The 24,376-nt window shown below is 49.9% G+C and carries 18 protein-coding genes; 12 read left to right on the top strand and 6 right to left on the bottom strand.

Going from position 1 to position 24,376, the window contains the following annotated elements; genetic code table 11:
* The first annotated feature begins 67 nt into the window (after positions 1-67).
* Positions 68-3,376: a hypothetical protein gene (locus CVV44_06560; protein ID PKL39878.1), complete on the top strand. Its 3,309-nt coding sequence runs from the start codon at positions 68-70 to the stop codon at positions 3,374-3,376.
* A gap of 10 nt (positions 3,377-3,386) precedes the next feature.
* Here CVV44_06560 and CVV44_06555 read toward each other — a convergent pair whose 3' ends face one another.
* Both CVV44_06555 and CVV44_06550 read right to left on the bottom strand, forming a co-directional pair.
* Positions 3,387-4,445: a hypothetical protein gene (locus CVV44_06555; protein PKL39877.1), complete on the bottom strand. Its 1,059-nt coding sequence runs from the start codon at positions 4,443-4,445 to the stop codon at positions 3,387-3,389.
* On the bottom strand, positions 4,442-5,554 hold the full coding sequence (locus CVV44_06550) for a hypothetical protein (protein ID PKL39876.1): 1,113 nt from the start codon (positions 5,552-5,554) through the stop codon (positions 4,442-4,444). Before CVV44_06550 ends, CVV44_06555 begins: the two co-directional genes overlap by 4 nt.
* A gap of 307 nt (positions 5,555-5,861) precedes the next feature.
* Between CVV44_06550 and CVV44_06545 the strand changes: the two genes are divergently transcribed.
* The 3 genes from CVV44_06545 (at position 5,862) to CVV44_06535 (ending at position 11,124) form a co-directional block, all read left to right on the top strand.
* Positions 5,862-7,787, top strand: coding sequence for a hypothetical protein (locus tag CVV44_06545; protein ID PKL39875.1), 1,926 nt, complete (start codon positions 5,862-5,864; stop codon positions 7,785-7,787).
* A 101-nt stretch (positions 7,788-7,888) separates the two neighbouring features.
* Positions 7,889-9,640, top strand: coding sequence for a hypothetical protein (locus tag CVV44_06540; protein PKL39874.1), 1,752 nt, complete (start codon positions 7,889-7,891; stop codon positions 9,638-9,640).
* Positions 9,640-11,124: a hypothetical protein gene (locus CVV44_06535; protein PKL39873.1), complete on the top strand. Its 1,485-nt coding sequence runs from the start codon at positions 9,640-9,642 to the stop codon at positions 11,122-11,124. Before CVV44_06540 ends, CVV44_06535 begins: the two co-directional genes overlap by 1 nt.
* 3 nt (positions 11,125-11,127) lie before the next feature.
* On the opposite strand, the gene CVV44_06530 is transcribed toward CVV44_06535, so the two are convergent.
* Both CVV44_06530 and CVV44_06525 read right to left on the bottom strand, forming a co-directional pair.
* Positions 11,128-11,634, bottom strand: coding sequence for a GNAT family N-acetyltransferase (locus CVV44_06530; protein PKL39872.1), 507 nt, complete (start codon positions 11,632-11,634; stop codon positions 11,128-11,130).
* A gap of 81 nt (positions 11,635-11,715) precedes the next feature.
* Positions 11,716-12,723: a glycerophosphodiester phosphodiesterase gene (locus tag CVV44_06525; protein PKL39871.1), complete on the bottom strand. Its 1,008-nt coding sequence runs from the start codon at positions 12,721-12,723 to the stop codon at positions 11,716-11,718.
* Positions 12,724-12,966: 243 nt separating this feature from the next.
* Between CVV44_06525 and CVV44_06520 the strand changes: the two genes are divergently transcribed.
* From CVV44_06520 to CVV44_06500, 5 genes are all read left to right on the top strand, one after another.
* The gene (locus CVV44_06520; protein ID PKL39870.1) at positions 12,967-15,081 is read left to right on the top strand and encodes an RNA-binding transcriptional accessory protein; all 2,115 of its coding nucleotides are present in this window, start codon (positions 12,967-12,969) and stop codon (positions 15,079-15,081) included.
* Between the two features lie 153 nt (positions 15,082-15,234).
* A complete protein-coding gene (locus tag CVV44_06515) occupies positions 15,235-16,368 on the top strand; it encodes a hypothetical protein (protein PKL39869.1) in 1,134 nt (377 codons plus the stop codon).
* Positions 16,301-18,919 carry a hypothetical protein gene (locus CVV44_06510; GenBank protein PKL39868.1) on the top strand — a complete coding sequence of 873 codons (2,619 nt, stop codon included), beginning with the start codon at positions 16,301-16,303 and terminating at the stop codon, positions 18,917-18,919. The genes CVV44_06515 and CVV44_06510 overlap by 68 nt, the downstream gene beginning before the upstream one ends.
* A gap of 145 nt (positions 18,920-19,064) precedes the next feature.
* Positions 19,065-19,451, top strand: a complete 387-nt coding sequence (locus tag CVV44_06505) for a hypothetical protein (protein ID PKL39867.1) — start codon at positions 19,065-19,067, stop codon at positions 19,449-19,451.
* A 117-nt stretch (positions 19,452-19,568) separates the two neighbouring features.
* Positions 19,569-20,003, top strand: coding sequence for a Fe-S-oxidoreductase (locus CVV44_06500; GenBank protein PKL39866.1), 435 nt, complete (start codon positions 19,569-19,571; stop codon positions 20,001-20,003).
* 74 nt (positions 20,004-20,077) lie between these two features.
* Here the strand turns inward: CVV44_06500 and CVV44_06495 are convergent, their stop codons facing one another.
* Positions 20,078-20,746, bottom strand: coding sequence for a tRNA (guanosine(46)-N7)-methyltransferase TrmB (locus CVV44_06495; protein ID PKL39865.1), 669 nt, complete (start codon positions 20,744-20,746; stop codon positions 20,078-20,080).
* Positions 20,747-20,904: 158 nt separating this feature from the next.
* Positions 20,905-21,270, bottom strand: a complete 366-nt coding sequence (locus tag CVV44_06490) for a hypothetical protein (GenBank protein ID PKL39864.1) — start codon at positions 21,268-21,270, stop codon at positions 20,905-20,907.
* A 449-nt stretch (positions 21,271-21,719) separates the two neighbouring features.
* On the opposite strand from CVV44_06490, the gene CVV44_06485 reads away from it, so the two are divergent.
* The 3 genes from CVV44_06485 to CVV44_06475 all read left to right on the top strand — a co-directional run bounded on the left by CVV44_06485 (position 21,720) and on the right by CVV44_06475 (position 24,293).
* Positions 21,720-21,989 (top strand): hypothetical protein, encoded by a 270-nt coding sequence (locus tag CVV44_06485; protein ID PKL39863.1) that lies wholly within the window; start codon positions 21,720-21,722, stop codon positions 21,987-21,989.
* Between the two features lie 220 nt (positions 21,990-22,209).
* The gene (locus CVV44_06480) at positions 22,210-23,649 is read left to right on the top strand and encodes a hypothetical protein (protein PKL39862.1); all 1,440 of its coding nucleotides are present in this window, start codon (positions 22,210-22,212) and stop codon (positions 23,647-23,649) included.
* Entirely contained in the window at positions 23,646-24,293 is a 648-nt protein-coding gene (locus CVV44_06475) for a hypothetical protein (GenBank protein ID PKL39861.1), read from the top strand. Before CVV44_06480 ends, CVV44_06475 begins: the two co-directional genes overlap by 4 nt.
* Positions 24,294-24,376: the final 83 nt, after the last annotated feature.

The following is a 24,376-nucleotide window of genomic DNA, read 5'->3' as shown; positions in this document are numbered from 1 at the left end:
GAACATTCTGAAAATTTCAGAATGATATCAGTTTTTCTTCACATGGTTGTTGTTGACAATAAGCAATATGATGTTATTCCAAAAAATAATTATCACTGTATCTGCTGTTTTAATACTGGCAGGCCAATCAGCGTCAGCACAAACAAGTGATGGAAAAATAACTATCGATGATACTGCGACAATTACTTTATCTGGTAAGTGGTATTTTAAAAACAAAAAGCATATCAGTGCAGGAGAAATGGCCGGTGATTTTTCTGGATGGGATGCTATCAGCAACAACTTATCCTGGACAAGTTATCCACAATTTAGTGAATACCATGGAATCGCATGGTATGGGCTCAATTGCATTATCAACAATAATTTACAGAATCTGTCTCTGCTTGTCCCTGTGCATTACCGAGGGGCACAGTTTTTCTTCAATCGTACACTCATATATGAAACGCGTCCTTTTAATGAAAGGGGGGACTCACCACTAATTGTAGGCAAACCTGATCTGATAAAGATACCGGCCATGATCATCAGGCCCGGCAATAATGTGTTGCTGATAAAAACAGGAACCTTGAGTTCCGATGGCGGTTTTGATGGTTCAATGCGGATCGGCGGATTCGGTGAAATAAAACGGGAATGGTTGTATTATCTGTTTCGCTTTGCCACACTGACAGTCATCAATCTATTTTTGTCGATTTATTTTCTCATCATCTACTGGAATCGCCGCAAGGACAAGTACTATCTTTACTTCTCCATTCTTTCCCTTTCACTGGGATTATGGATCGGGGGTTACAAGGGACTCATTCTCTGGCTTATCGATTATTACTCCGTATATCTTTTTACGACATATATATGTTCTTTTCTTGCCTCGGTGATGTTGCTTCAGTTTATCCATTCTTTTTTGTCCATCAAGAGCAATATTATTGAAAAACTATTTACCGGCTTGTATGCTTTCATGTCGTTGTGGATAGTGATCGAATATATTGTTTTTAATCAGATAGAGTATTTTACAAAATATATATACTTCCCTTTCATTTTTATTTCATTGATGCTGCTTGTGTACGGAAATATCATATGCATCAAGTCCATGAGGGACAAAAAGCCTTATGCGGGCATGACCTTCATGGGGTTTTTCCTTTTAACTGCCGGTTATGCCTACAGTATTCTCACATTCATGGACATCATTAAAAGTGAAGCTGTTCTTATAGAAGGCTTCTTCGCCATGACCCTGGTCTTCGCATGGGTCCTGGCCTCGCGTTTCGCCCAGGTCCACACGGACCTGGAAACGGCCCATGGCGAGCTGCTGGTCATGGATAAAATGAAGGACGAGTTTCTCGCCACGACCTCACATGAGCTGCGTACGCCCCTGCACGGCATCATCGGCCTGACCCAGTCCCTGCAGTCCCGGGGGAGCGGACCGGTCACGGAACAGCAGATGGAGGACCTCCTGCTCATCGAATCGAGCGCCCAGAGGCTGAACCGCCTCGTGGAGGAAATACTGGACTTCAGCAAGATCCGCGCCGGTCGCGTGGACCTCTTTCTCGGCGAGGTGCGCCTTGACACGGTCATTCCCTCCCTGGTGTCATTGTCGCGGGGCCTTCTGGGGGAGAAGTCCCTGGAGCTGAAATATGAACTGGCACCGGACCTGCCGGCCATTATGGGCGACAAAGAGCGCATAGAACAGGTTCTCCTGAATCTCATAGGCAATGCTATAAAGTTCACCGCGACGGGGTCCGTCACCGTTTCAGCCGTTCCCGAAGAGGGCGGCGTGCACATAACTGTGAGCGACACGGGAAAGGGCATCAGCCGGGAAAAACTGGAGCGCATCTGGAATCCCTATGAACAGGCCGACGATGCCGATTCCCGCGAGAGCGGAGGCACGGGCCTGGGACTGGCCATCGCCCGTCATCTCGTGGAGCTCCACGGCGGCAGGATATGGGCCGGCAGCGAACCGGGCCTGGGGAGCGATTTTCATGTCTTTATTCCCCTGGAACCGCCGCGGAACATGGCCGGCATATCACGCAGGAAAATGGAGCAGGCCGAGACTCTGCCTTCCGTGATCATTGACCCGGGAATGAACCAGGCGAAGATCATGCAGGAAATATCCGACATTGACGCCCGAAGCGCCGGTGGGGGCGGCGATACGGTGCTCCTCGTCGACGATGATCCCGTGAATCTCAAAATACTGCAGCGCATTCTGGCCGAAGAGGGATATACGACCGCTACGGCCCGCACCGGACCCGAGGCCCTGGAAATAATTGCACGGCAGAGGCCCCAGTGCATTCTTCTGGACCTCATGCTGCCCGGCATGAGCGGCTATGACGTCATGATGCAGCTTCGGAGCCGGTACCGCGAGGAGTTCCTTCCCGTCATCATGGTAACGGCGCGCAACCAGATGGAAGACATGGTGAAGGGATTCATCTTCGGGTGCAACGATTATCTTACCAAGCCCTTCAATCCCCGGGAGCTCCTGGTGCGCGTGGAAAACCAGCTGGTCATGAAGCATTTTTTCGATACGGAGCGCCATGTCAACCGTGACCTGGAGGGAAACAATCATGACGCGCCGTCACCCCTGGAGAGGAGCCGCCTTTTCAGCGACACGGTGCGGAAGCTCCGGGACTGGGAGAATATAATCGCCAAGGACCTGGTCCTTTCACAGAATTTCCTGGAAAAAATGATGAACCGAGAACTGCGAACGGACAGGGTCGCCGCCTGTCTCCACTACGATCCCCTCATCACTATCGGCGGTGATCTCTATGACATGGAGGAACTGCCTGACGGCCGCGTACGCTTTTTCATGGCAGACGCCACGGGGCACGGCATCAACGCATCCATGAATCTCATAACGATACTTTCGGAATACAACCTGTTGAAGCGCGAAGACCTCTCACCGGCCCGGCTCATGGAGCAGCTCAACAACCGGTTCTGCATGGAGCAGGCCCCCTATCATATCGTATTCACCTGCTGCCTGGCCGACATAGATCTGCACGCCGGTACACTCACCGTGGCCTCGGCGGGCCACCCGAAGCAGTACTGCACCCTGCCCGGCGGTGAAATTAAAGACCTGTGGACTCGGCGGCCCATCATCGGTATGATGAACAACCTGGAATATCACGAGATAACGTGTGATTTTCCGCCGGGATCGACGCTCTTTTTGTTCACCGACGGCCTCATTGAGGGCTATGCGGGAAGGCCCGCTTCGGAACATGATAACAGGCGTATTATAAAAGGAGAGAGCTATCTCCGGGAAACCATCGGGAAAAACGCCGTCGGGGATAATGTGGAGGCCATGTGCCGGGACATAATTATCGACATGAAAGGCGACTATAAAAAGAACCGTCTCGATGACGATGATATCACCCTCATGGTGGTGCGACGCCTTTCCTGAAGCCGGTGGGTCATGATTCGCCCTGCGTATCGGACACCGTTTCCGCGCAGGCCAGGTCCATCACCCTCATGCAGTAGGGAATCTCCGGGTTCATGTCGCGATACCATTCTGAAGGCCGAACCAGGCCGCATTTCACGCATAAATCATTGTGACGGCACGAGGGGCATGTTTTTTCATCAGGACCCACGGCTGTGTCGTATTCTCCCGAGACCAGTATCTCTTCAAGCAGACCCCGCCGGTACTCTCCGAAGGATTCCCGCGTGGAATGGGCCAGGGTTACATTGCGGTCGGCCATGATGACCAGGCGTCCACTGCGGTGCAGGTGCGGTTCCACGGGCAGCCAGGGCATACCGAGGCAACGGGCCGTCACGGCTGCCAGGGGATTTTCCAGTATGGTGACCCCGTATCCTCCCAGGTCCAGGAGCGCCGTCGTTTTTACCAGGGAAATGAAATCTTCAGGCCGCAGTACCTCGCGGGAAAGATCGAGCGCGTCCCCGGCGACACGGATCATCTGGATGAAGGCAAGGTACTCAATGGCGCTGAACCGCTTAAAGATATCGGCAACGAAACGGGAAAGCCCCGGGAGGAGCGAACGGCCCGTGGCTGTATACACGGCGGTCTTGATGGAACGGTTCAGGAGGTTCCCGATGCCCGCGGCGGCCCTGTCCCATGATCCTGGACCGCGTACAGTATCGTGCAGCTCCCGGGGGCCCTGGAGGCTCACGGAAAGAGACAGGCCGGGGCCGTATCCCGCCAGCACACTGCACAGGGAATCGCTGAGCAGAGTCCCGTTGGTGTTGATGAAAACGGTTTCATATCCTGTTGAGAAAGCCTCATCCAGCAGTTCCAGTATCGATTCATAGAGAAAGGGTTCACCACCCGTTATGTGAAGGCGGTGGTATCCCAGGGTGAAGGCCTCGCGGAGTATGGCCGCCGCGGTATCATGGTCCAGGGAGAAATCCCGCCCGCGTCCGGCCCGGGCGAAGCAGTGCGAACAGGAGCTGTTGCAGCGCGTGCTTATTTCAATGGAAACGGCTTCCCCGGTTAGATTATGCCTGATCCGGTTCATGGGCGGTCATGGAGCCACAGGGCCAGGGGCCCGCGGAGCGTCATGAGTTCATCGGCCAGTTCTGTCATGCCCCGGTCACGGACGATGGTTTCCGCCCTGAGAAGATATTTTTCGGCGGTGAGAATAAGGGTGTCGATCGTATCGGCGGCGTGGATGTGAAGCATGAGCTCGTTTATATCGCGCACGGTCTCGTGGGAGTCCCAGAGGATCTGCCACTGGCGGGGAAGCAGGTAGTACACGGCGCTGTGCTCATGGTTGTGCATGTCCTCTTCTACGTCATTGATGTCGTCGAGGAGCCGCCAGGCGATGCCGAAACATTCATAGGCCTCTTTGATGTCGTCGGCGAAACTGCGGTCGCGGTAGCGCTTCAGGCTTGCCAGGTAGGGTATCAGGGTCCAGGTGGCCATCTGACGGCGGAAGAGGCGGCAGTATTCGTCGAGCCCTGAAAGGGTTGCCCTGCTGCTTATCCCCTCATAATAGGTGTTGATGAAGTCGTCGATGGTTGCCCGGTCCACGGCATTGCCGCCGGTGAAACGTATCAGCTTTTCCTTCATGAGAAGCCAGGCCTGGCTTCTCAGCAGCAGGAGCAGGTGCGACGGGGTCATGGAGCCGTCATGGATATGATCGTCCAGGGAGTGAAGAAACATGGCCATGGCCTGGGCCCCGGCGGCGCATTCCATTTCGTCCGGTGTCAGGCGGCGGGATACCTTTTCGGCATGGCCGATCCAGTACAGGAAGGACCATGACGGCGAATGATAGTTCCTGAAGAGATCAAGTTTTTCGCCGATCCGCATCCCCGCATACTGCATGAGAAAGAGGAGGGACTCGGTCTGCATCGACACGGGCAGGGAATATACCAGGTCGATCATGTGTCGGTTGAAGGCATCGTAGAAAGCCCTCTCTTCGCTGGCAAGTAATGGTCTGCCGAAGGAGAGGGCGGTGAATTCATGTAATAGGTTGAGTCGTTCCTGGTACATATTGCAAGTGTCCAAATCACTTTTAAATGATAATGAAAATACGTATTTACATATACCAATGAAATGTTTATATATTTTGCCGGCAATAATTTTTTTGGCCTGTCGTCCAAAAAAATTATCAGGCTTCGCCATGGTGTTTTCATGATCCATAATAACTGAACAATGGGGGATTTTGATGATAATTGCAATTTAAATTTGTCGGTAAAACCATGACAAATACGTGAAAAAATGTGAAAGAGCATATTTAATGATGAAAAAAATATTGACAGATTTATATCCCTGTTTTAAAATAAACCGTCCGGACGTATTATAATATTGTATAAAAATAAATTTTAAAACCGGATAGCGTACTTGTCATTTTACTGAATAATTGAGGGAACAGTAACGTTATTTCTGTTCAGAGGCTATTTTAGAAAAACTTGCAGATTGGGGGGCAATCATGATGAGAAAGGGTTTTGTGCACATATGTTTCCTGGCACTTGTACTGGCACTGCCGTATGTAACTACGGGTTGCGGTAATTTTGATCAGAACTATACTCCGGCTTCCATTGAGTTTATCAGTCCCGGCAACGCCACGGTGTATGCCCCGGGAACGGAATCGGTGGTTATCACGGGCCGTGTCATCCCGGGAGAGACCGTCGATGACGACGGACTTGTCGTGGAAGTTCCCGTGGAAAAACTCTATGTGGGCAACAGCATCCTGGGTGAGAACCTGGCCTTCGATGAGACGACGGGAGAGTTTTCCTATACATTCACACTCGATCAGGATAAAGTCCATTCCACCTGTACTTTTGAGGTTCTCGATGCCGAGGGTATATCAAACCTGGAGCGCATTTCCTTTACCATGGGTACAACAGTGAGAGCGGGAGATCCCGGTGTGGTGGACGACGCTATCGGCGCCCTTCTTACGCAGGACATCATGGATACGCTGGCCATAGTCATAGCCAGGGTGATCAACACGGTAAAATACGATCTGGTGTATGGATATGACGATCCAGTGTACGGTTCAGGCACTCCCGATCCGCTTTTGGGAAATACAAAACTTCTTCCTCTCGATGTTCCCGTCGATGGGCTCGGCAGTATAGTAATTGACAATGATAATAATGTGGGCGGCAACAAACAGGGCTTTATCAATTTCGGCAAGGTCTCCCTGGGCGTTGATCTCCAGAACGGCAACAATATCGGCGCCACACTGACCATGGCGCCCGAAAGCGGTGTAAATCCCCGCGGCGGCGAGAGTGCCATTTTTGTCCAGGGATACCACGACTGGTGGCTGACGGGCTTTCCTCACTTCACGGTGTATGCGGCCGCCGTCAACGTGACAAATCTTAAAATACAGCTCCATATCAACTCGGAAAACAAGATATGTGCAAAGCTTGATTTTTCCAATTGCTCGATCGATATACCACGGGCGAATGTGGAATACGGCATTTTAAGCATTCCATCATGGCTCATGGGCATTGTTATCGATGTCGTTGAATTCGTACTCAAGCACATCCCCATCGATATCCCCATTATGGATGCGGGAAGCCTGGGGGCCGATATCATGGGTATGCACCTGGGCGTATGGCCCATGAATGCCAATCCCATCTTCACCTCGACGAACGACCAGATGAAGATTGACCTGGGAATTGCCATGTCTCTCGTGGACTGGAGCGCGGCTCTCAATCCCGGCGTGGATCGCTTCATCTCCACTCCCGGCGACGCCATGCCTGACTACGCCCTTACCGGCGATGAGAATGTTCTTGTGGCCGTTTCCGACGATTTCGTCAACCAGGCGGCCTTTATACTGGTTCAGTCCGGCATGCTTATGAACCTGGACATCACGGAAAAACTTAAAAAGGATATGCCGGATCTGGCGCTGTATAACGAGGACCTGAAAGTGACGGTTCAGATCAACACGCCGCCTGTTGCTGATTTTAATGAGGAAGCCATAATAAGCGAGGATTTCCAGAAATTCGGACGGTTCAAGATCGCCAACCTGGTGCTCAATATCAAGAGTCTGAAGCTCACGCCTTTCTCCTCGCCCATGGACGCCAGGGTCGGTGTTGACGCCGATGCGGTGGTAAACCTGGTTCTCAGTGAAGACATGAGAAAGCTCGAGGCGCGGGCCGATTTCACTCTCAGTGATGTCGATCTGAAGCTCCTGTACTGCACCGACATCAATGCCGGTGTGGGCGATGCTTTCGTTTCCACGATTAAATCCGTGGCGCAGATGCTCATCAACGATACGCTCTCGCTCACCATGGATCAGGACATACCGGCCATTGATTTGTACGGTGCGTCTCCCAAAGTGGAATTCGTGGGTAATGATTTTGAAAACAATTATATCATTGCCCGTCTCATACTTGGATTTGACATATAAAAATATCCTCGATTGACATATAATAGACGGCCCTTTCCTGCCGGCACAGACCGTCGGAAAAGGGCCTTTATTTTTTTTAAAAAAAAAGGGGGCACAGCAATATGTTGTACCCGTCGTTAATCAACCAGAGAATAAAAAAGTTATTCTGTTTTCATCTCATCATACTGATCGCCTTCATCTTCTCGGCCTGCGGCGGAAGCGGCGGCGGAGATGATAATCCATTTACCTGGACCGATCCTCTCATGCCCGAAATTTCTGTAACACAGGAGGGGGAGGAGTTTCTCTCCGGATCACAGTATGATTTCGGGAACATCCCTCTTGCCCAGGAAAGATCAGTTCAGTTCCTCATCGAAAATGCCGGGATAGGTCCTCTCACCATACACGATATGTTCATGTTTGACGAAGAATCTCTTTTCACCGTTGATGGTCTGGATGATATTGAACTCCCTATGGAACTGCAACAGGGTGAGAGTGTCATGGTCTCAATAATCTTTGAGTCAGAAGAAGAGACTGACAGCGTGGATAATACATTTTGTATCTTCAATAGCGATGGCGATGATGCTGCCTTTCTCATCGATGTAACCGGAAGATGTAATCAGATTATTGAGGATGAAACCTGGAATCTGCGTTTTGACGGTGATGGTGGTTATGATAGTGTGAAGGCGCTGGCCGTTGACAGTCTGGGTAATGTTTATGCAGCTGGCTTCGGAACGAATGTGGCCAATACGGATTCAGGCATGGACTGGTGGATTAAGAAATTCAGCAGTCTGGGAGCAGAAATTGGCGATGACCAGGGTTGGGATAAAAAACTGGATATCGATGGAGACCTTGAAGAGGTAATCGCTCTGGCCGTCGATTCAGGCAATAACCTGTATGTTCTGGGGCTTAGTTCGTCAGAAGACTTTACCGAGGATTATGTTCATATCAGAAAATACAACAGTGCCGGTGTGGAAGATCCAGTGTGGAACAAGAAAATAGGAAATATAAGCGGTAGTGCAGAGTATATATATGATTATCCCGGGGGCATTGTCGTAGGACCGGGTGATACTATCTATATAACCGGATACAGCACAGATGAATATAACAGCAGCAGTATCTTTTGGATTAAAAAATACGGGTCGGACGGAGTTGAAGATGCGACTGTATTTAATACGCAACTTCATACAAATTCTATCAGGCGTGATTGCGCAACAGCAATCAGTGTGGACAGTGCATCAGGAGATATCTATGTGGCTGGATACGCCTATGGGCTTGTGAGGTATTCCGAAGTAACCTTTGAAGAATCCAGCAGGGAAGACTGGTGGGTGAAGAAATTCGACAGTTCCGGCGTGGAGCAATGGTATGCAATCATTGGTTCGGAAACAGAAACCGATGATTCTTTCAGTGATATGTTGTATGACATTGCCCTTGATGCTTCGGGAAATCTGTATTGTGCAGGAAAAAAGGGTAGTGACTGGGCTATAAGTAGAATTGATACAGATAATGGTGAGGTTTCTATAGACTGGCAGCGCGAATCTATCTGGGAAACGGAAAGTGCCGCAAGGGCTTTATCTGTTGATGGTGACGGTAATGTCTTTGCAGCCGGATACGGCAAGAATATCGTGGGGGGGCAGAGTGATTATGACTGGTGGGTCAGAAGATTGAATCCCGCAGGCGACTATGCTTCCGATTTGTGGGAGGTCATGTACGACGGGTCTTCTTCGGCGGGAGACGACGCTGTTCTGGCCCTCTGTGCCTATGGTGACTCTCTCTATGCAGCGGGTTACGGCAGCAATCTTCTCAGCAGCAGCGACCCCGTCAGCAACAACGACTGGTGGATAAAAAAATTCTATGTCGATCCGGTGGATAAGTGATGAAACGGAAAATGAAAATAACCGCATCGTCTTTGTTTTTAAATATAATGTTATTATGTGTTGCCATGATATCTGCGTCCTGCTTTTCCGATCCGCTGGCGGAAGAGAAGAGTAAAATTGCCCCCGTGGCCCTGGCCGGCAGCGATCAGACGACGATCCCCGGCGCACTGGTGTACCTTGACGGATCCTATTCCTATGATCCCGATGGAAAGGTGGTTCTGTATAAATGGGCCGTTACCGATTCTTCCTGGAATACCAGAAGTGTCACCTCACCTCTTCTGTCCCGCGACGATGTTGCCAGTCCGGTCCTGCTAATTCCCACAAATGCTGATGATGGTGATACAATCGACCTGCACCTTACCGTTACCGACGACAGCGGCCAGACTGCCGTTGATAATGTAACCATAACGGTTGAAAAAACGGTCACTCTCAACAGTCTCGGTCAATATAAGGATATTCTCTTCGCTGCCTACGCCGGAATAGCATCGGAGTCTCCGGGTTCAGGCAATGATGTCCCTGTACTCTACAAAGTGATGATAGATGATCTCAACAGGGTCTCCATGGAGATGGCTGATTCAATGGTAACAGGACTTGAGCTGTCGGAATATTATGATCTGCTGGTAGACGGTAAGGAAATAGATGTGATCGACGAGGAACATGATACCGATGATGAACTGCTCTACCGTACGACATTGACCATGAAAGCCTGGTTTGATACACTTTGGGATCAATGGAATTTAATATACACCTTCAATGGCAGCCTTGTCATCGATGTCAATGAGTTTATCCCCGATTCCTGCGACTGCATATATACGGGAGCCTCTTCCTCCGATATAACCGTGAAACTGCAGGGAGAGTTTGAATTAAACGTTGACTATGAAGTAAAGAGATTCGAAATCACCTCCGTATCGATTTCAGCCGCCGATACTCTTCAGGCCTCTTATGACGAAGCATCGGTAGATGTTTCGTACGGCGGGTGGGAGATAAACTACTCCGTGAGTGAAGACTATAACCGGGGGATTCTTCCTGATAGTCTGTACTGGGAAGAGGGAGTCACCCTGTCAGATAACGATAACCGTGATTATACGGTGACCGGTAGTTTTAGAACTGCTTATACGACCGCCGAAGAGGTTGAAAGAAAGAGTTACCGCTATCTCAGCGGCTTCCGATATCGGCAGTACGAACCTGATAGCGGTGATATAATTCTATCGGTAAACGGAACGCTGGAAACCGACGAGTCGGGAGGAGCGGTGGTCATCGCTTCCACATATAATACATCCAATCCGACTTCCTATAATTCCATAACGCGCAATGCCGGCGGTCTCTTGAATTCGGGAGCTATGACCATCAACGGCACTGCCATGAACGTTGATTTTTATGTTGATTCAGGTACCGATACAGAAATAGCTGACTTCAGCGGTAGTAACAGTGAACTTACCGGAACGGAGTCTAACTGGCAGACGTCACTGGATCCACATAATTAAATATCACTTACTCCGCATCGAACTGAAATACCGGTTATCGGCCAGCACCACCGATGTCTCCACCTGCCGGTCCGGAAGGGACCAGTATGCTGTGAGCAGCCTGTTTTTTTCCTCTTCAGTCACCAAGGTGAAGCCGTGTTTTTCGTAAAAACGTACGGCCCATACCGCCGCAGACCAGGTCCCGATAAGAGTGGGCCGTTCCGTCCGTTGAACCAGAAATTGCAGAAGTTCTGAACCTATCCCGCAGCCTCTTTTTTCCGTGAGAACATAAGCGTGCCGCAGAAGCGTGACATCGCGGACATGCTGTATCCCCATCACCCCGAGAAGATTATTTTCTTTGTCATATCCATAGAACATAACACCGCTGTCGATTTCAGCGCGGAGGTAGTCTGCGGTCATGTAGGGTATATGATACCGGTCCGGGGGGATGACGCCGCGGTATGCCTGCGCGGAATCGTTAATGACCAGAAGCATTGTCTCGAAATCGGCTTCATTGCAGGGACGGATCATTACATTATCTCCATTTGTATGATGGGACAAGTATATACGGTGAGTAAAAATGGCAATAAAATTTTCAGGTTGACCGGCCTTTCACATCTTCCCTGCGACGGGAATATCATAGAAGGAGGCCAACTGGTCGCTCCGGTTGGTGAAGAACCCGTCGGCGCCGAACCAGCTGAAGAGCCGGTATTGCCAGTTCTCATTGATTGTGTAGATATGTACAAGAAGGTTTTTTTCATGGGCTTTTGCGGTATTCCAGGGCCAGCCCAGATATCCAACGGGACCCACTCCGGCGCAACGGGCCGAAAGGGCGTTTTCAAGAAGCCGGTCCCAGCCCTGGGTCTCTTTCATTTTTTCCTTTATAAGATAGATACGCGGCACCTGCGGTGAAAGGGCCTGGAGTTTCATCAGGCTGTCCAGATCAAAGGACTGGAAGATGACCGCCGCAATTTCCTGCCCGGTGACTGTAGTGACCAGGTAATCTCCGGCGGGTTTATTTCCGCCCGGGGCCGGTATCCACCGCCTTTTTGCAAGTGCTGATGCGAGTTGCTCTTCAATGCCGGGATAGAGGTGTGCGTCCTTGGTCTCGATGTAGAGGCCCGATTTCCTGCCCGAACCCTCGGCAATATCCAGGACTTCCTCCAGAGTCAGAATTCGGAGGCCCCTGTAGCGATCATCGGCCCTTTCGGGATAACGAAGGTTAAACCAGGTCCCGGCATCGAGTTTTTTCAGCTCGGCCAGGGTGAAGCTTCCCACGGGATCTTCTTCCCTGCCGGGAAAGGTTTCGGCAACGTTGGTATTTCGTGACAGGGTCTCGTCATGAAAGCATATAAGAACATTGTCCCTGGTCCGTTGAACGTCCATTTCCAGGTAATGGATTCCCATATTGCGGGCAAGCAGGTATGCCGGTTCCGTTTCCTCCGGGGCCAGGTATGAGGCACCGCGATGGGCAATGACAAGCCTGCCAGGGATGGAATATTTTTTATAAACAATATTTCCTTCGGGCCAGCGGGCCATGATGCTGCCCATAAGCAGAAAAATAAAAAGAATGAAAAAAGGGATGCCTGCCGCTATGGATGTGATTTTCAGTATTCTCATCGCTGCTACCTGCCTGTATCCGGTTTATGGGATTGCCGGAGTATCATGGTGTACAATTTTAATATTGTATGATACATATCCCCGGTAATAATTCAACCGGTATTTCTCCAGGGGAATGTCATTTTTAAATAAATTTGACAGGTCAGTTTGAGTATATAAAACTGTCATCAGGAAATTACTGCATTCCAGTCCGGGAATCGTCTCGCAGCAGTGATTATAAATGTTACTATAAAAGGGGATATCATGGAACAAAGCCTGATTTTGCAGACAATAGCATTGGAGCTGTCACTGAAAGTTAATCAGGCTGAGGCCGTAGTGGCCCTCTCCACCGAGGGATGCACCATCCCTTTCATCGCCCGTTATAGAAAAGAGAAGACCGGCGGCCTTGACGAGGTGGCCATCAGCGCAATACTGGAATCCTTTGAAAGGCATACGGAGCTGGAAAAGCGTCGGGAATATATTCTCCAGTACCTCACCGGGCAGGATAAACTGACGCCGGAGCTCGATACGCGGATCAGGAAGGCCCTGACCATGGCGGAACTCGAAGACATTTATCTTCCCTACAAGCCACGGAAGAAAACCCTGGCCGACCGGGCCATCGAGCTGGGCATGGAACCCCTGGCTGATCTCATCGTGGAGAAAAACCCGTCGCTTGACCGGGTACTGGCCCTTGCCGCTGAATTTACCGGCGGGGACGTTGCTGAACCCGGTATAGCCCTTGAGCATGCCATGAACATTCTGACCCAGCGTGTGTCCGATAATGCCGATGTGCGGCGGATAGTGCGCGTCGATCTGCAGAAGGGGAGCGTAAGGGCCGCGGTGAAGCGCGGTAAAAAGGAAGAAGGACAAAAATACCGTGATTACTTTGATTTTTCTGAAAAGGCGCAGCACATGGCAAGCCATCGCATCATGGCTGTTCTGCGGGGAGGCAAGGAGGGAATTCTCAATGTATCACTGGAATCGGCTGTGGGAACTGAACAACTGGCCGGGACGGTTATGACGGCTTGTTTCGGGAAGAGGGGCGAAGTCCTCCTGAAGAGCGCAACGGAATCTCTCGAGAGGCATCTCCTGTCCTCCATGGGAAATGAGATACTGAAGGAACTAAGGGAAAAGGCCGAAAGGGAGTCCCTGGAAATTTTTGCCCGCAACCTGGAGAAGATACTCCTGGCCGCACCATTCGGGGAGAGGGCGGTTATCGGCATTGATCCCGGCATCCGCACGGGGTGCAAGGCCGCGGTGATCGATAAGAACGGCGTGTACCGTGATTTTCTCACGATGCAGCTCAATGGAAATCCCTCCGAGGCAGGGAAGATTCTCCCCTGGCTGGCGACATACGGCGTGGAGGGGATTGCCGTGGGAAGCGGAACCTTCGGGCGGGAGACATGGTCCATGATCCGGGATCTGCTCGGGGAAAGGGGAGTAGTGGCGGCCCTGGTTGATGAGGACGGAGCCAGCGTCTACAGCGCCAGTGAAACGGCCCGGGAAGAGTTTCCCGGCCTGGATGTGACGGTAAAGGGAGCCATCTCCATCGGTCGGAGGTTCCAGGACCCACTGGCAGAGCTGGTCAAGATTGATCCGCGTTCTCTCGGCGTGGGCCAATATCAGCATGACATAACTGCGTCGCTCCTGGAGACAAAGCTCCGCCAGACCGTGGAGTGGGCCGTGAACAGGGTGGGAGTGAATCTCAATACGGCCGGTTATCATCTTCTGGCCTTTGTTTCGGGCCTCGATAAAAACAGGGCGCGGGAGATTGTGAAGTACCGCACGGAAAGCGGCCGTATCAGGTCCAGGAAGGAACTGAAGAAAATAAAGGGCATCGGTGACAAGGCCTTCCAGCAGTGTGCCGGATTTCTGCGCATCATGGACGGCGATAACAGTATCGAGCGGACCGGTGTGCATCCCGAATCCTACGATGATGTTGAAAAGATCGCTCATTATTACGGTAAAAGTGTTGTCGAGCTTGTGGCCGGCCCGGAGATAATGAACAAGGATGATATTAAAAAGCAACTGCACATAACTGAAGCAGAGGCTGTCATGGGCGAGCTCCTGAGCAGGGGGCTCGATCCCCGCAAAGAATATACGCCCGTATCCTTTGACGAGAAGTTAAAATCTATTGATGATATCGGCGACGGCATGATTCTCCACGGCATAGTTGACAATGTCACGGCCTTCGGCGCCTTCGTCGATGTGGGGATAAAGGACAAAGGGCTGGTCCATATCTCGGAGATATCGGTGGAATATGTGAAGGACATAAACAAGGTTCTTTCCGTGGGCGACCGGGTTCTGGTGAAGGTCATTGCCGTGGACCGGGAACGGGGGCGCATAAGCCTCTCCATGCGCCGGGCCGCTGAACGCTGATGCATGGCCGGCTCTATCCTGCTTCGCGCCTTTATCTTTTTTCTCATAGAAAACAGGCATTTGTCCCGTTTTATGCTTTACTATCGGTTCCCTGATGGTATAATTCAGTCATATCCCAAATTGGGATAAATATCATTATATGGTTATTATTGTATGGGGGCCGCAATGCAAAGACTGGCAGGAATTAAATATGTCATTGGCTGCGTTATTTTTCTGATTGCTGCAATTGCGGCTTTCGGCTGCGGGAAAAGCAGGCATGGGTATACCGTGGGCGTTATTTCCAATTTTGAAGGAAGCAATGCCCAGCCATCCATATTCGGTTTCAATGCAATCAAGCTTGCTTATGAGGAGTCCAGGGCCGTGAATCCCGCGTCGCCGGAAATTGAACTGCTCGCCATCGACAACAGTTTTGATCCGGAAAAGACCCGCCAGGCCTATGCGTCAATCGCAGATAAATGTGATATCGTTGTATTCCTCACTACCTCTACGTCATTTCTCGCGGTATATGACGATGTGTTGAAGAATCCCGTTAAACTCCACTGTGTAATCGGTCCCTCTACGACGATCATCAGCGGCCACGACGACAACATTATCCGCGGCAGCATGGACCTGGAACAGGAACAGAAAAATATTGCCTGGTTTTTGAATAAAAAGAACGCGGGCAGGACCCTGGTTTTTCTGGAAACGGAAAGCAACAAGGCCTATACGGAACCGGCTTTCAAATTATTTTCCCGCTATTTCAAGGGACCCCTGATTGTCAGCCGGTTTTCAGCCCGGCGGATGGATATCACGAAGGGACTGGAAATACTGCGCAGGGGAGGAGTCGGCTTTGTGTATATCCTGGCGGGTGGAGCATCCAGGGAAGCGGGCCTTATCATCCAGAATGTGAGGAAAATAAATCCAGCCATCGGCATCATGAACACCCTGTGGATAACGAGCACCATTTTCGAGGAAGCGGCGGGAAAGTCGGATAAAAATGTATTTATCCCTTCACAGTCTTTTATGTCCGAAGAAAATACCCGGTACATGAATTTTAAAAATACCTATGAGAAGCATTTCGGACCTTTAACCGGCTATTACGCCCCGGCCGCCTATGACATGGCTAAAATACTGCTCGACGCCCTGGAAAAAACAGGGAAGGCCGAAGCGCCGGTGTTGAAGAGTCATATCCTCTTCCGTAAATACCAGACAACCATGGGGACCATTTCCTTCGACAAATATGGAGACCTGGAGGGCAGGCTGTACTATTATTCTTACGGCGGGCGAGTCTATGAGAAAATCGAATAGAAACGTCTCACTGAGAAAAACCTCCTATATCATTGATGCGCTTCTGATCGTTCTTATCATACTCATCTCCTACATGATCTATGTAAACGCCACGGAACGTATTGTCATGCAGCTTGATCAGGAGCGGGAGAATCGTGTCCACAGCATGATCGGGAGTATTGACAACTACATTTTAAGTGAAATGAACAATCTCCAGATTGCCGCTTCAATGGTGGAAAGGACGGGATTACAGTGGCAGGACAGGAAAAATTTTCTCGCCAGGGTTCAATACCTCCAGGCCCTTTATCACGTGAACAGACGCCAGATTATCGGCGATTTTTATTACCTGCGCAATGAAAGCGGAGCCATGGATTTTCTCGACCTCTCGGGAACCGGAATGGCCCGGTATCTGCGTGAGGTTCAGGATACACAAAAACCCCTGGTAACACCGGTGTATTCATCGGTGATAACGGGTAAGGAAACATTCAGCTTCATTTTTCCTCATCACCGGGGGGTCATGGTGGGGGAGATCGATATCAGAGCCCTCTTCAGTCTCATCAAGAGGACCGGACTGATAAGGCTCCATTCCGAATCGATTATTCTTCTTCTCAAGGCCGACTCAAAACAGGTTTTGTACCGTTCATCCCCTGAAAAGTATCCCTACTGGGAATTCAGGGGAGGCCCTCATGAGGAGACGGTGATCAATGATGTCCGGTATCATTATCTTGAACAGATCATACAGAGCCTGAAGCTCCATCTCGTCATACTCACTCCCTACAAAGTGTACCACGAATCATCGTCAATAATCCGATATTATTTTATATCCCTTGTTTTTCTTGTAATCGGATTTTATTTTATAAGGATATTCTGGTTCAATAAATCATTTTTTGCCCCCCTGTATGAATTTCTCGGTTTCATAAAGAATAAGGCAGCATCGTCTCTGGTTCTTCAGTCCCGTTATGCGGAATGGAAAGTTCTTGAAACGACTTATAATGATGCAATTACTAAAATGAAGGAAACTGAGAAAGAACTGGAGAGGGCGCACAATTACCTGGGCAACGTATTCGATTCCATGCCATCGCTCTTGGTGGGAGTTGGCAGGGATGGCATGATCACGCAGTGGAACCGTGCAGCCCATACGATGACGGGCGTATCCGCAATCGACGCCCTGGGAAGGCCTTTCTGGGAAGTAACGGGGCTCCTGAAGAAGTACAAGAAGTATTTTGAGAATATAATACGAGACGGCAGGGAAGTTCAACTGCGTCGCGAAGTATTCCATGAAGGCGATATATCCTATCATGACGTGACGCTTTTCCCCATCGCAGGTGACGGCAGCAGCAGCGGTATCGTGATACGCATAGATAATACGACCGAAATGGAGAAAAAAGACCTGCAGCTCAGGCAGGCGCAGAAAATGGAAACCGTGGGAAGCCTGGCGGGCGGCCTGGCCCATGACTTCAATAATGTCCTGGGGGGGATTATCGGCGCTATTTCCCTCCTGAAAGTGAAGTTTGCGAAACTGGATGTTCATGCGCCTGACATCGAACGGTATCTCTCTCTCCTCGATGAATCATCACAGCGAGCTGCGGATATGGTGCAGCAGCTTCTTACACTCACGAGGAAGCAGGAACTGGTTCTTGTTCCCGTGGACCTGAACGAGGCGGTGCGGCACGTGCTGAAGGTCTGTCAGAGCTCTTTTGATAAATCAGTGACCGTCTCGGCCGAATACTGCAGTGACAGTGCCGTGATCAGGGCCGATCTTACCCAGATGGAACAGGTCCTGCTGAATCTTTGCGTAAACGGCTACCATGCCATGACACTTATGCGGGGGGAGGGAGAACCACAGGGTGGAGAGCTCAGGGTTGATATTCAAAAAAGGTTCGCCGATGACCGTTTCTGCGCCACGCACCCCGAATCGGAAATCAGGGACTACTGGGCCATTTCCGTGAGCGACACGGGCGTGGGGATTGATGCCACCGTGGCTGCAAAAATATTCGATCCTTTTTTTACCACAAAGGATAAAGGCAAGGGAACGGGCCTTGGTCTTTCCGTGACGTATAATATCGTCCGGCAGCATCGGGGATTCATCGACCTCTACTCCGAAGTCGGTGAAGGGTCAACATTCACCATGTATCTTCCTGCCGCAACTGAGCTCCTTCCCGAGATAAAGGAAAGGCCCGGATCAGGAGAGCTCACCCGGGGATCGGGGCTTGTTCTCGTAATTGACGATGAAGATATTATGCGCCGGTCGGCACAGTCCATTCTCGAGGAGTGCGGCTACGAAGTGATTCTGGCCGGGGATGGCGAGGAGGGAGTGCGTCTCTATAAAGAGAAACGGGATGATATTATCCTGGTGCTCCTGGATATGGTGATGCCGAAAAAATCAGGGAAGGAGGCCTTTATAGAATTGAAGGCATTTGATCCCTCCGTGAAAGTAATCCTCTCTTCGGGTTTCCGTCAGGATGACCGCGTGAGTGCCATCATCAATATGGGTGTGTCCGGTTTTCTTCAGAAACCTTATACGGCAGAAAAGCTTGCTGAAGCGGTTCATCAGGTTCTGTACAGTGCATAAAAGGTACAATGATTTTACCGTGGCGTGTCGTTGAAAAAGCGGTGTGCCGGTTATTTTTTCTGATACATTTCCCCCCGGTCATGGTTCTAATAATCGGTAAGCACGGGCAACGGCACCGGGCAAATATGTATAAGCAGGTATGATTATGGATAACTACCGGTACATCGAAGCAGAAGATTACTACGATATGGCATCGGCGTGGATAAATCACCGCAATTATGAAAAAGCGGAAGAATGTCTTAATCATGTAATTGATCTTAACCCGGGATTTGTCTATGCCTATATCGATCTCGCCTATATTCATGCCCTGAATGGCGCCTTTCATGATGCTATTCATGTTCTGAAAAAAGCCACACACCATGACCCGGCCTTTGACCGTATTTATTATCTCATGGCCAAATACGCTTACAAGGACGGCGATTTTCGCAATGCCGTACATTTTATAGGCCAGGCCTGTGATATCAACCCCTCGGCAATCAATGAAAAGGTTAAACGTATTATTGAGATTGCCTATCACCGGAAAAGAAGGTGAGGTCTGGGTATAGCCGCTGCCCCATACACTGAATAATTCCAGCCCGCATTTTTTTCTTGTCAAATTTGCCCCCTCTTTTTAATACTCACTTTTTTTATGTAAAAGAAAACCGTACATATGGGAACCGGGAGTATGCAGACAATGAATTCCGCGGCAAAAACAACCACCATTATAAAAGGTGCGGGTATTGATGATACCCGCACCTGGAGCCGGTACAACAAGGGCATGTGTTCCCGTTGTGCAGCCCGCTGCTGCACACTCATTGTGGAAGTAAATGCCGAGGATATGATTAATTGCGGATATGCTTCTCTCTGGGAAACGCAGCATGACATGAAGGGGCTGGTTAAGTCTCTTAAAAAGCAGGGAATTATAAAACGATATAACATCAGAACGGGAAAATTTGTCCTTGAACAAACGGCCAAGGGCGAGTGCATTTTTCTGGATGAAAGGAAACTCTGTTCAATTTATGACATGAGGCCCAGGGTCTGCCGGGAACATCCCGATGTGGCGGGCCCGAGGAAGGGGTTCTGTCCTTTCAGTCTCAAAGCCTGAGGGACCGGGCCCTGGTGGGAAAAGTTGAAAAGATGAACCGCGATATTGAAGAATTCGGCGATGAGCCCGCCGGCCTACAATGAAAACATCACATACCTGATGGATTTATTCTGGAGAAGGTACCGTTTTTCGTAGATGGTCTGGATTTCCGTGGCATCGCCGGAAAGGGCTGAAGAGTAGAGATTGTCGGTATTTCGGAGTATCATCCCTCCTTCCCGCCGCACCGTATCCATGGTATAATTATAGAGAAAACTGTCATCGGTCTTCAGATGCACAAGCCCGCCTTCTTTCAGAATTTTTTTGTAAATTGAAAGAAACCGCGGCGACGTGAGCCTTCGCCGGTCGCTTCGCACGGGACTGTCCTTATGGGGATCGGGGAACGTGAGCCAGATTTCCGAAACACTCTTATCGGGGAAAAAATAAGCAAGGTGGCTGATCTGCATCCGGATGAAAAATACATTGCTGAGTCCCTCTTCCAGGGAACGCACGGCGCCGTGCCAGAGCCGTGAGCCTTTGATGTCGATGCCGATAAAATCGCGTCCGGGGTGCCTTTTGCCAAGGTTAAGGGCATATTCTCCCCAGCCGCAGCCCAGTTCCAGTGTCAGGTCCTGACGGTCCCTGAAAATGCTGGTTTCCCAGCAGTTGCTCAGCACGAGGGGATCGGGGCTGATCAGGTTGTTCTCCAGGACATTGGGAAGGGTCCTGATGTGGTCGAATTTACGCAGTTTTCCTCGTGCCAAGATAGGGAGCTCCCGTCAATGTATTATGCCCCGCTGCAGTGGGGCATACATAACCTGACTTTGTCGTGGCTCTTTTTGTCAATTAAAAAGTCGGACGGGATTATTCACGGGAAGGATGGAAGGGCGCGCACTTCCCGTGAACTTTTTTTATCAACACTTAATCAGGACAACTGTTTCAGTAGAATCTCAACTGTCCTTTTCAATATGATATCGCCGTCTTCGGGCGCGATGTCCGAATCATACAGAGATTCCGTTTCATCGCCGGGAAATGCCCGGTCTAAACCTCTGGTAGCGCGCATAATAACCTTTTCCGTAAAATAGTCCCGCAGACGCTGTTCCCGTTCCTCGCGGGAACGCATAATATAGACGTTTTTCTCAAACTTTTCCATGGCTGCGGGAGAAATCATGATCATATCCTCGCCGCCTGCAGCTTTCTTGAGAAATGAATCCGGGCCCGGTGTCCCATTGTGACGTCCGGTATGGTTCCATCGAGTTTCGCTGAATTGTGCAAAATCATATATTTTCATACTGTTCCCCCTGGATTATTGAATTTCATATCGCAGGCTTTTTATATAGCCTTTATATACTATACATCGGTATAACTATATAAATGTTTAGCAAAAATTATGTGTAGTAGAAATATTTTTTTAATTTTCTATGATATTGATGTATTGTTTTCATCTACGGGACGAAATAATTTTTAAATATTCAATTTTTCTTAATAAATTTTGTCCACTTTTTCCACTCCCAATTGTATAACAGGCAGGAGATACTATGGGGTCTGCGAAGATTTTACTCTGAGCAACTACCCTGCAAACCCGCATATTATTTTCATACATGATTATATTTCCGGTTTTCAGCTGTCGCTCCCGCATATGACGGTGGAAATAAGGAAATAATAAAGAAAAATAGAAATATGGGAGTACTGATTTATTTTTAACAGTCTCAAATTTTTAAATTTTAACGGGGAGATTTTATGAAAAAGAACCTGTCGATGTATCTCGGTTTATTTCTTTCCGCCCTGCTCATCAGCTCCGGTCTGCTGGCCAGTCCGAAGATCATGAACAAGGAAGTGGAAGGAAAGAAGGTCCATTTTGCACAAAAAAATGGGCAGGCAGTTAACAAATGTGATTACTGCCACAAGGTCGCCAATATTGAAAAGAAAAAGCTTGGCTATTTGAAAGGGGAGACCAATTTTCAGAAGATCAAGGGAATTCAAAATTGCGCGGGAAGCGGATGCCACTAGGATCATATTTTGTCTGAGAATCATGTCTGATTACGAATGATAATATGAAGGCTGATGGAGCGGCAGATTTCATCAGAAAGATGAAATCTGCCCATCCAGACCACCGTTTCTGGGTCTGAAAAATATTTTTTAAGATGTTATACATCGGGGACAAAGCCCTATGAGACATAGAATGTATTCCTGCAGTTGCGCACTGCTCGTCATAATAAGTTGTTTTGCCATGTCGGCCTGCGGAGATATAAATTCCAATTTTGCCGAAGAAGAAATGTATGATACTGACGCGTCATGCGAAGCATCACTCTGTCATGTGTCTACAACCCTGGGCTTGTATCCGCCCCGAAGCGGTAAACATGAATCCCATTTATCCCCGGCGCTCAATATGACCTGTGATGATTGCCATAGCGGCTATCTTGATCATCCGCTCCACAAAGACCGCATACTGAACGGATACGATAGTGTCAATGAAACACAGACCGGGGGTGATATAATATTTTTCAGTGCTAAAAATGCCGATGCAGTCTGGGACAACAGCACCGGAACCTGCGCCAACATGAGCTGCCATGGAACGGTGAGCTGGTACACGACAGAGGAATCAAGCTGTCAGCTCTGCCATGGCCCGGGTCTTGCCAATGACCCTCTTGTGCTGGGCGGTGACGGGATCAATGGAAAGCATTCGATTCATGCCCAAGACCTGGACTATTCCTGTGAGACATGCCATAGTAATTATAAAACCAATCCCCTGCATATGAACGGCCAGCTTGATTCGGATAGTACCGCAGAGCTTATTTCTTTTGAAGGGGAAGATTCGGCAGTCTGGAATAACAGTACCGGGACATGCGACAATCTAAGCTGTCACGGATCGGTGAGTTGGTATACGACTGAAGAGTCGACCTGCCAGCTCTGTCACGCATCGGGCCTGGCAAACGACCCGATGACTCTTAACGGTTCCGGTAGCGACGGGAAACATGTTGCGCACGTGGGTGAGCACGGCTATTCATGCGATATCTGTCACAACGGATACAAAAGCATGCTGGATGCCGATGGAGCCGGGCAGATCATTTATTTTGCCGACGGATTCACCGCAACATGGGACAACAGCACCGGGACGTGCGCTAATTTAAGCTGTCACGGATCGATAAACTGGTACACGACAGAGGAATCAGGCTGTCAGCTCTGTCACGGACCGGGTCTTCCCAATGACCCTCTGGCTCTTAACGGTTCGGGCAGCGATGGAAAGCACTTGACTCATGTGAGCGACCGGGGCTATTCCTGCGAGACCTGTCATAACGGATATAAAAGCAATCCTCTGCACAGCAATGGAGAACTGGATACTGATGGACTGGCGCAGCTTGTTGTCTTTGCCGAAGAAGACACGGCGACCTGGAATAACAGTACCGCGACATGCGCAAATCTGAGCTGCCACGGATCGGTGAGCTGGTATACGACTGAAGAGTCGACCTGCCAGCTCTGTCACGCATCGGGCCTGGCAAATGACCCCATGACCCTTAACGGTTCCGGCAGTTATGGGAAACATATCGCTCACGTGGGTGAGCACGGCTATTCATGTGAGACGATGCCGATGGAGCCGGGCAGATCATTTATTTTGCCGACGGATTCACCGCAACATGGGACAACAGCACCGGGACCTGCGCAAGTTTGAGCTGTCATGGATCAATCTCCTGGTATACCACGGAAGAACTGGATTGCGTATCGTGCCACGCGCCGGGAACGGTCCTGGACCCCCTGGGGAAGGGGAGGCACAGCGTTCATCTGTCGACAAATCAGGCTGAGATGAATGGCATGATCTGCGAAACGTGTCATTACAATTACCGTGACAACGCCGCGCACACCGATGGAACGACGGACCTGTCGGGAATGGTGAGCTTCAGCGTGGAATACGGCGGCTCCTGGAATGATGTCCAGGGGACCTGTGAAAGCATGAGCTGCCACGGGAATGCCTCATGGGAAGGAGCATCACTGATGACATGTACATCATGCCACAGCAGCGCCTATTCTGCCTACTATCCTGATCCTCTTGATTCCGGTCACCATGACACGCATGTCGGGTATGCCCGTAATTTTGGCTACGCCGATACATGTGATTGTTGTCATCATGAATACACTAACAGCGGGACGCATATAAACGGAACGGGGGACCGGGATAATGAGGCGGTGAACCTGGTAATTTTTGAAGATCCGGCGAGCATTCTCCTGCTCTGGGATGATTCCAATAATTCCTGCGGACGGGTTGGTCTGGGCTGCCATAACAAATCGGCCCCGGGATGGGAAACTAAATACTGGTAAAAGCGGCTGTATGGTCTGAGAGTCGGGGTCTCAAACGTGCAACACGGCTGTGCCGCCTTTATGAGAATACAGCGAGTTCTGAT

This window comes from Spirochaetae bacterium HGW-Spirochaetae-1, from assembly GCA_002839375.1.
In the GTDB taxonomy this organism is placed as follows: domain Bacteria; phylum Spirochaetota; class UBA4802; order UBA4802; family UBA5550; genus PGXY01.
This window is presented reverse-complemented; position numbering and strand designations above follow the sequence as displayed.

Coding starts and splice junctions, on each gene's coding strand:
- CVV44_06535 (PKL39873.1), top strand. CDS start 9,640: ATGAAACGGAAAATGAAAATAACCGCATCGTCTTTGTTTTTAAATATA.
- CVV44_06500 (PKL39866.1), top strand. CDS start 19,569: ATGGGAACCGGGAGTATGCAGACAATGAATTCCGCGGCAAAAACAACC.
- CVV44_06505 (PKL39867.1), top strand. CDS start 19,065: ATGGATAACTACCGGTACATCGAAGCAGAAGATTACTACGATATGGCA.
- CVV44_06480 (PKL39862.1), top strand. CDS start 22,210: ATGTCGGCCTGCGGAGATATAAATTCCAATTTTGCCGAAGAAGAAATG.
- CVV44_06520 (PKL39870.1), top strand. CDS start 12,967: ATGGAACAAAGCCTGATTTTGCAGACAATAGCATTGGAGCTGTCACTG.
- CVV44_06515 (PKL39869.1), top strand. CDS start 15,235: ATGGGGGCCGCAATGCAAAGACTGGCAGGAATTAAATATGTCATTGGC.
- CVV44_06490 (PKL39864.1), bottom strand. CDS start 21,270: ATGAAAATATATGATTTTGCACAATTCAGCGAAACTCGATGGAACCAT.
- CVV44_06510 (PKL39868.1), top strand. CDS start 16,301: ATGGAGACCTGGAGGGCAGGCTGTACTATTATTCTTACGGCGGGCGAG.
- CVV44_06555 (PKL39877.1), bottom strand. CDS start 4,445: ATGAACCGGATCAGGCATAATCTAACCGGGGAAGCCGTTTCCATTGAA.
- CVV44_06530 (PKL39872.1), bottom strand. CDS start 11,634: ATGATCCGTCCCTGCAATGAAGCCGATTTCGAGACAATGCTTCTGGTC.
- CVV44_06560 (PKL39878.1), top strand. CDS start 68: ATGATGTTATTCCAAAAAATAATTATCACTGTATCTGCTGTTTTAATA.
- CVV44_06550 (PKL39876.1), bottom strand. CDS start 5,554: ATGGCGAAGCCTGATAATTTTTTTGGACGACAGGCCAAAAAAATTATT.
- CVV44_06540 (PKL39874.1), top strand. CDS start 7,889: ATGTTGTACCCGTCGTTAATCAACCAGAGAATAAAAAAGTTATTCTGT.
- CVV44_06485 (PKL39863.1), top strand. CDS start 21,720: ATGAAAAAGAACCTGTCGATGTATCTCGGTTTATTTCTTTCCGCCCTG.
- CVV44_06525 (PKL39871.1), bottom strand. CDS start 12,723: ATGAGAATACTGAAAATCACATCCATAGCGGCAGGCATCCCTTTTTTC.
- CVV44_06545 (PKL39875.1), top strand. CDS start 5,862: ATGATGAGAAAGGGTTTTGTGCACATATGTTTCCTGGCACTTGTACTG.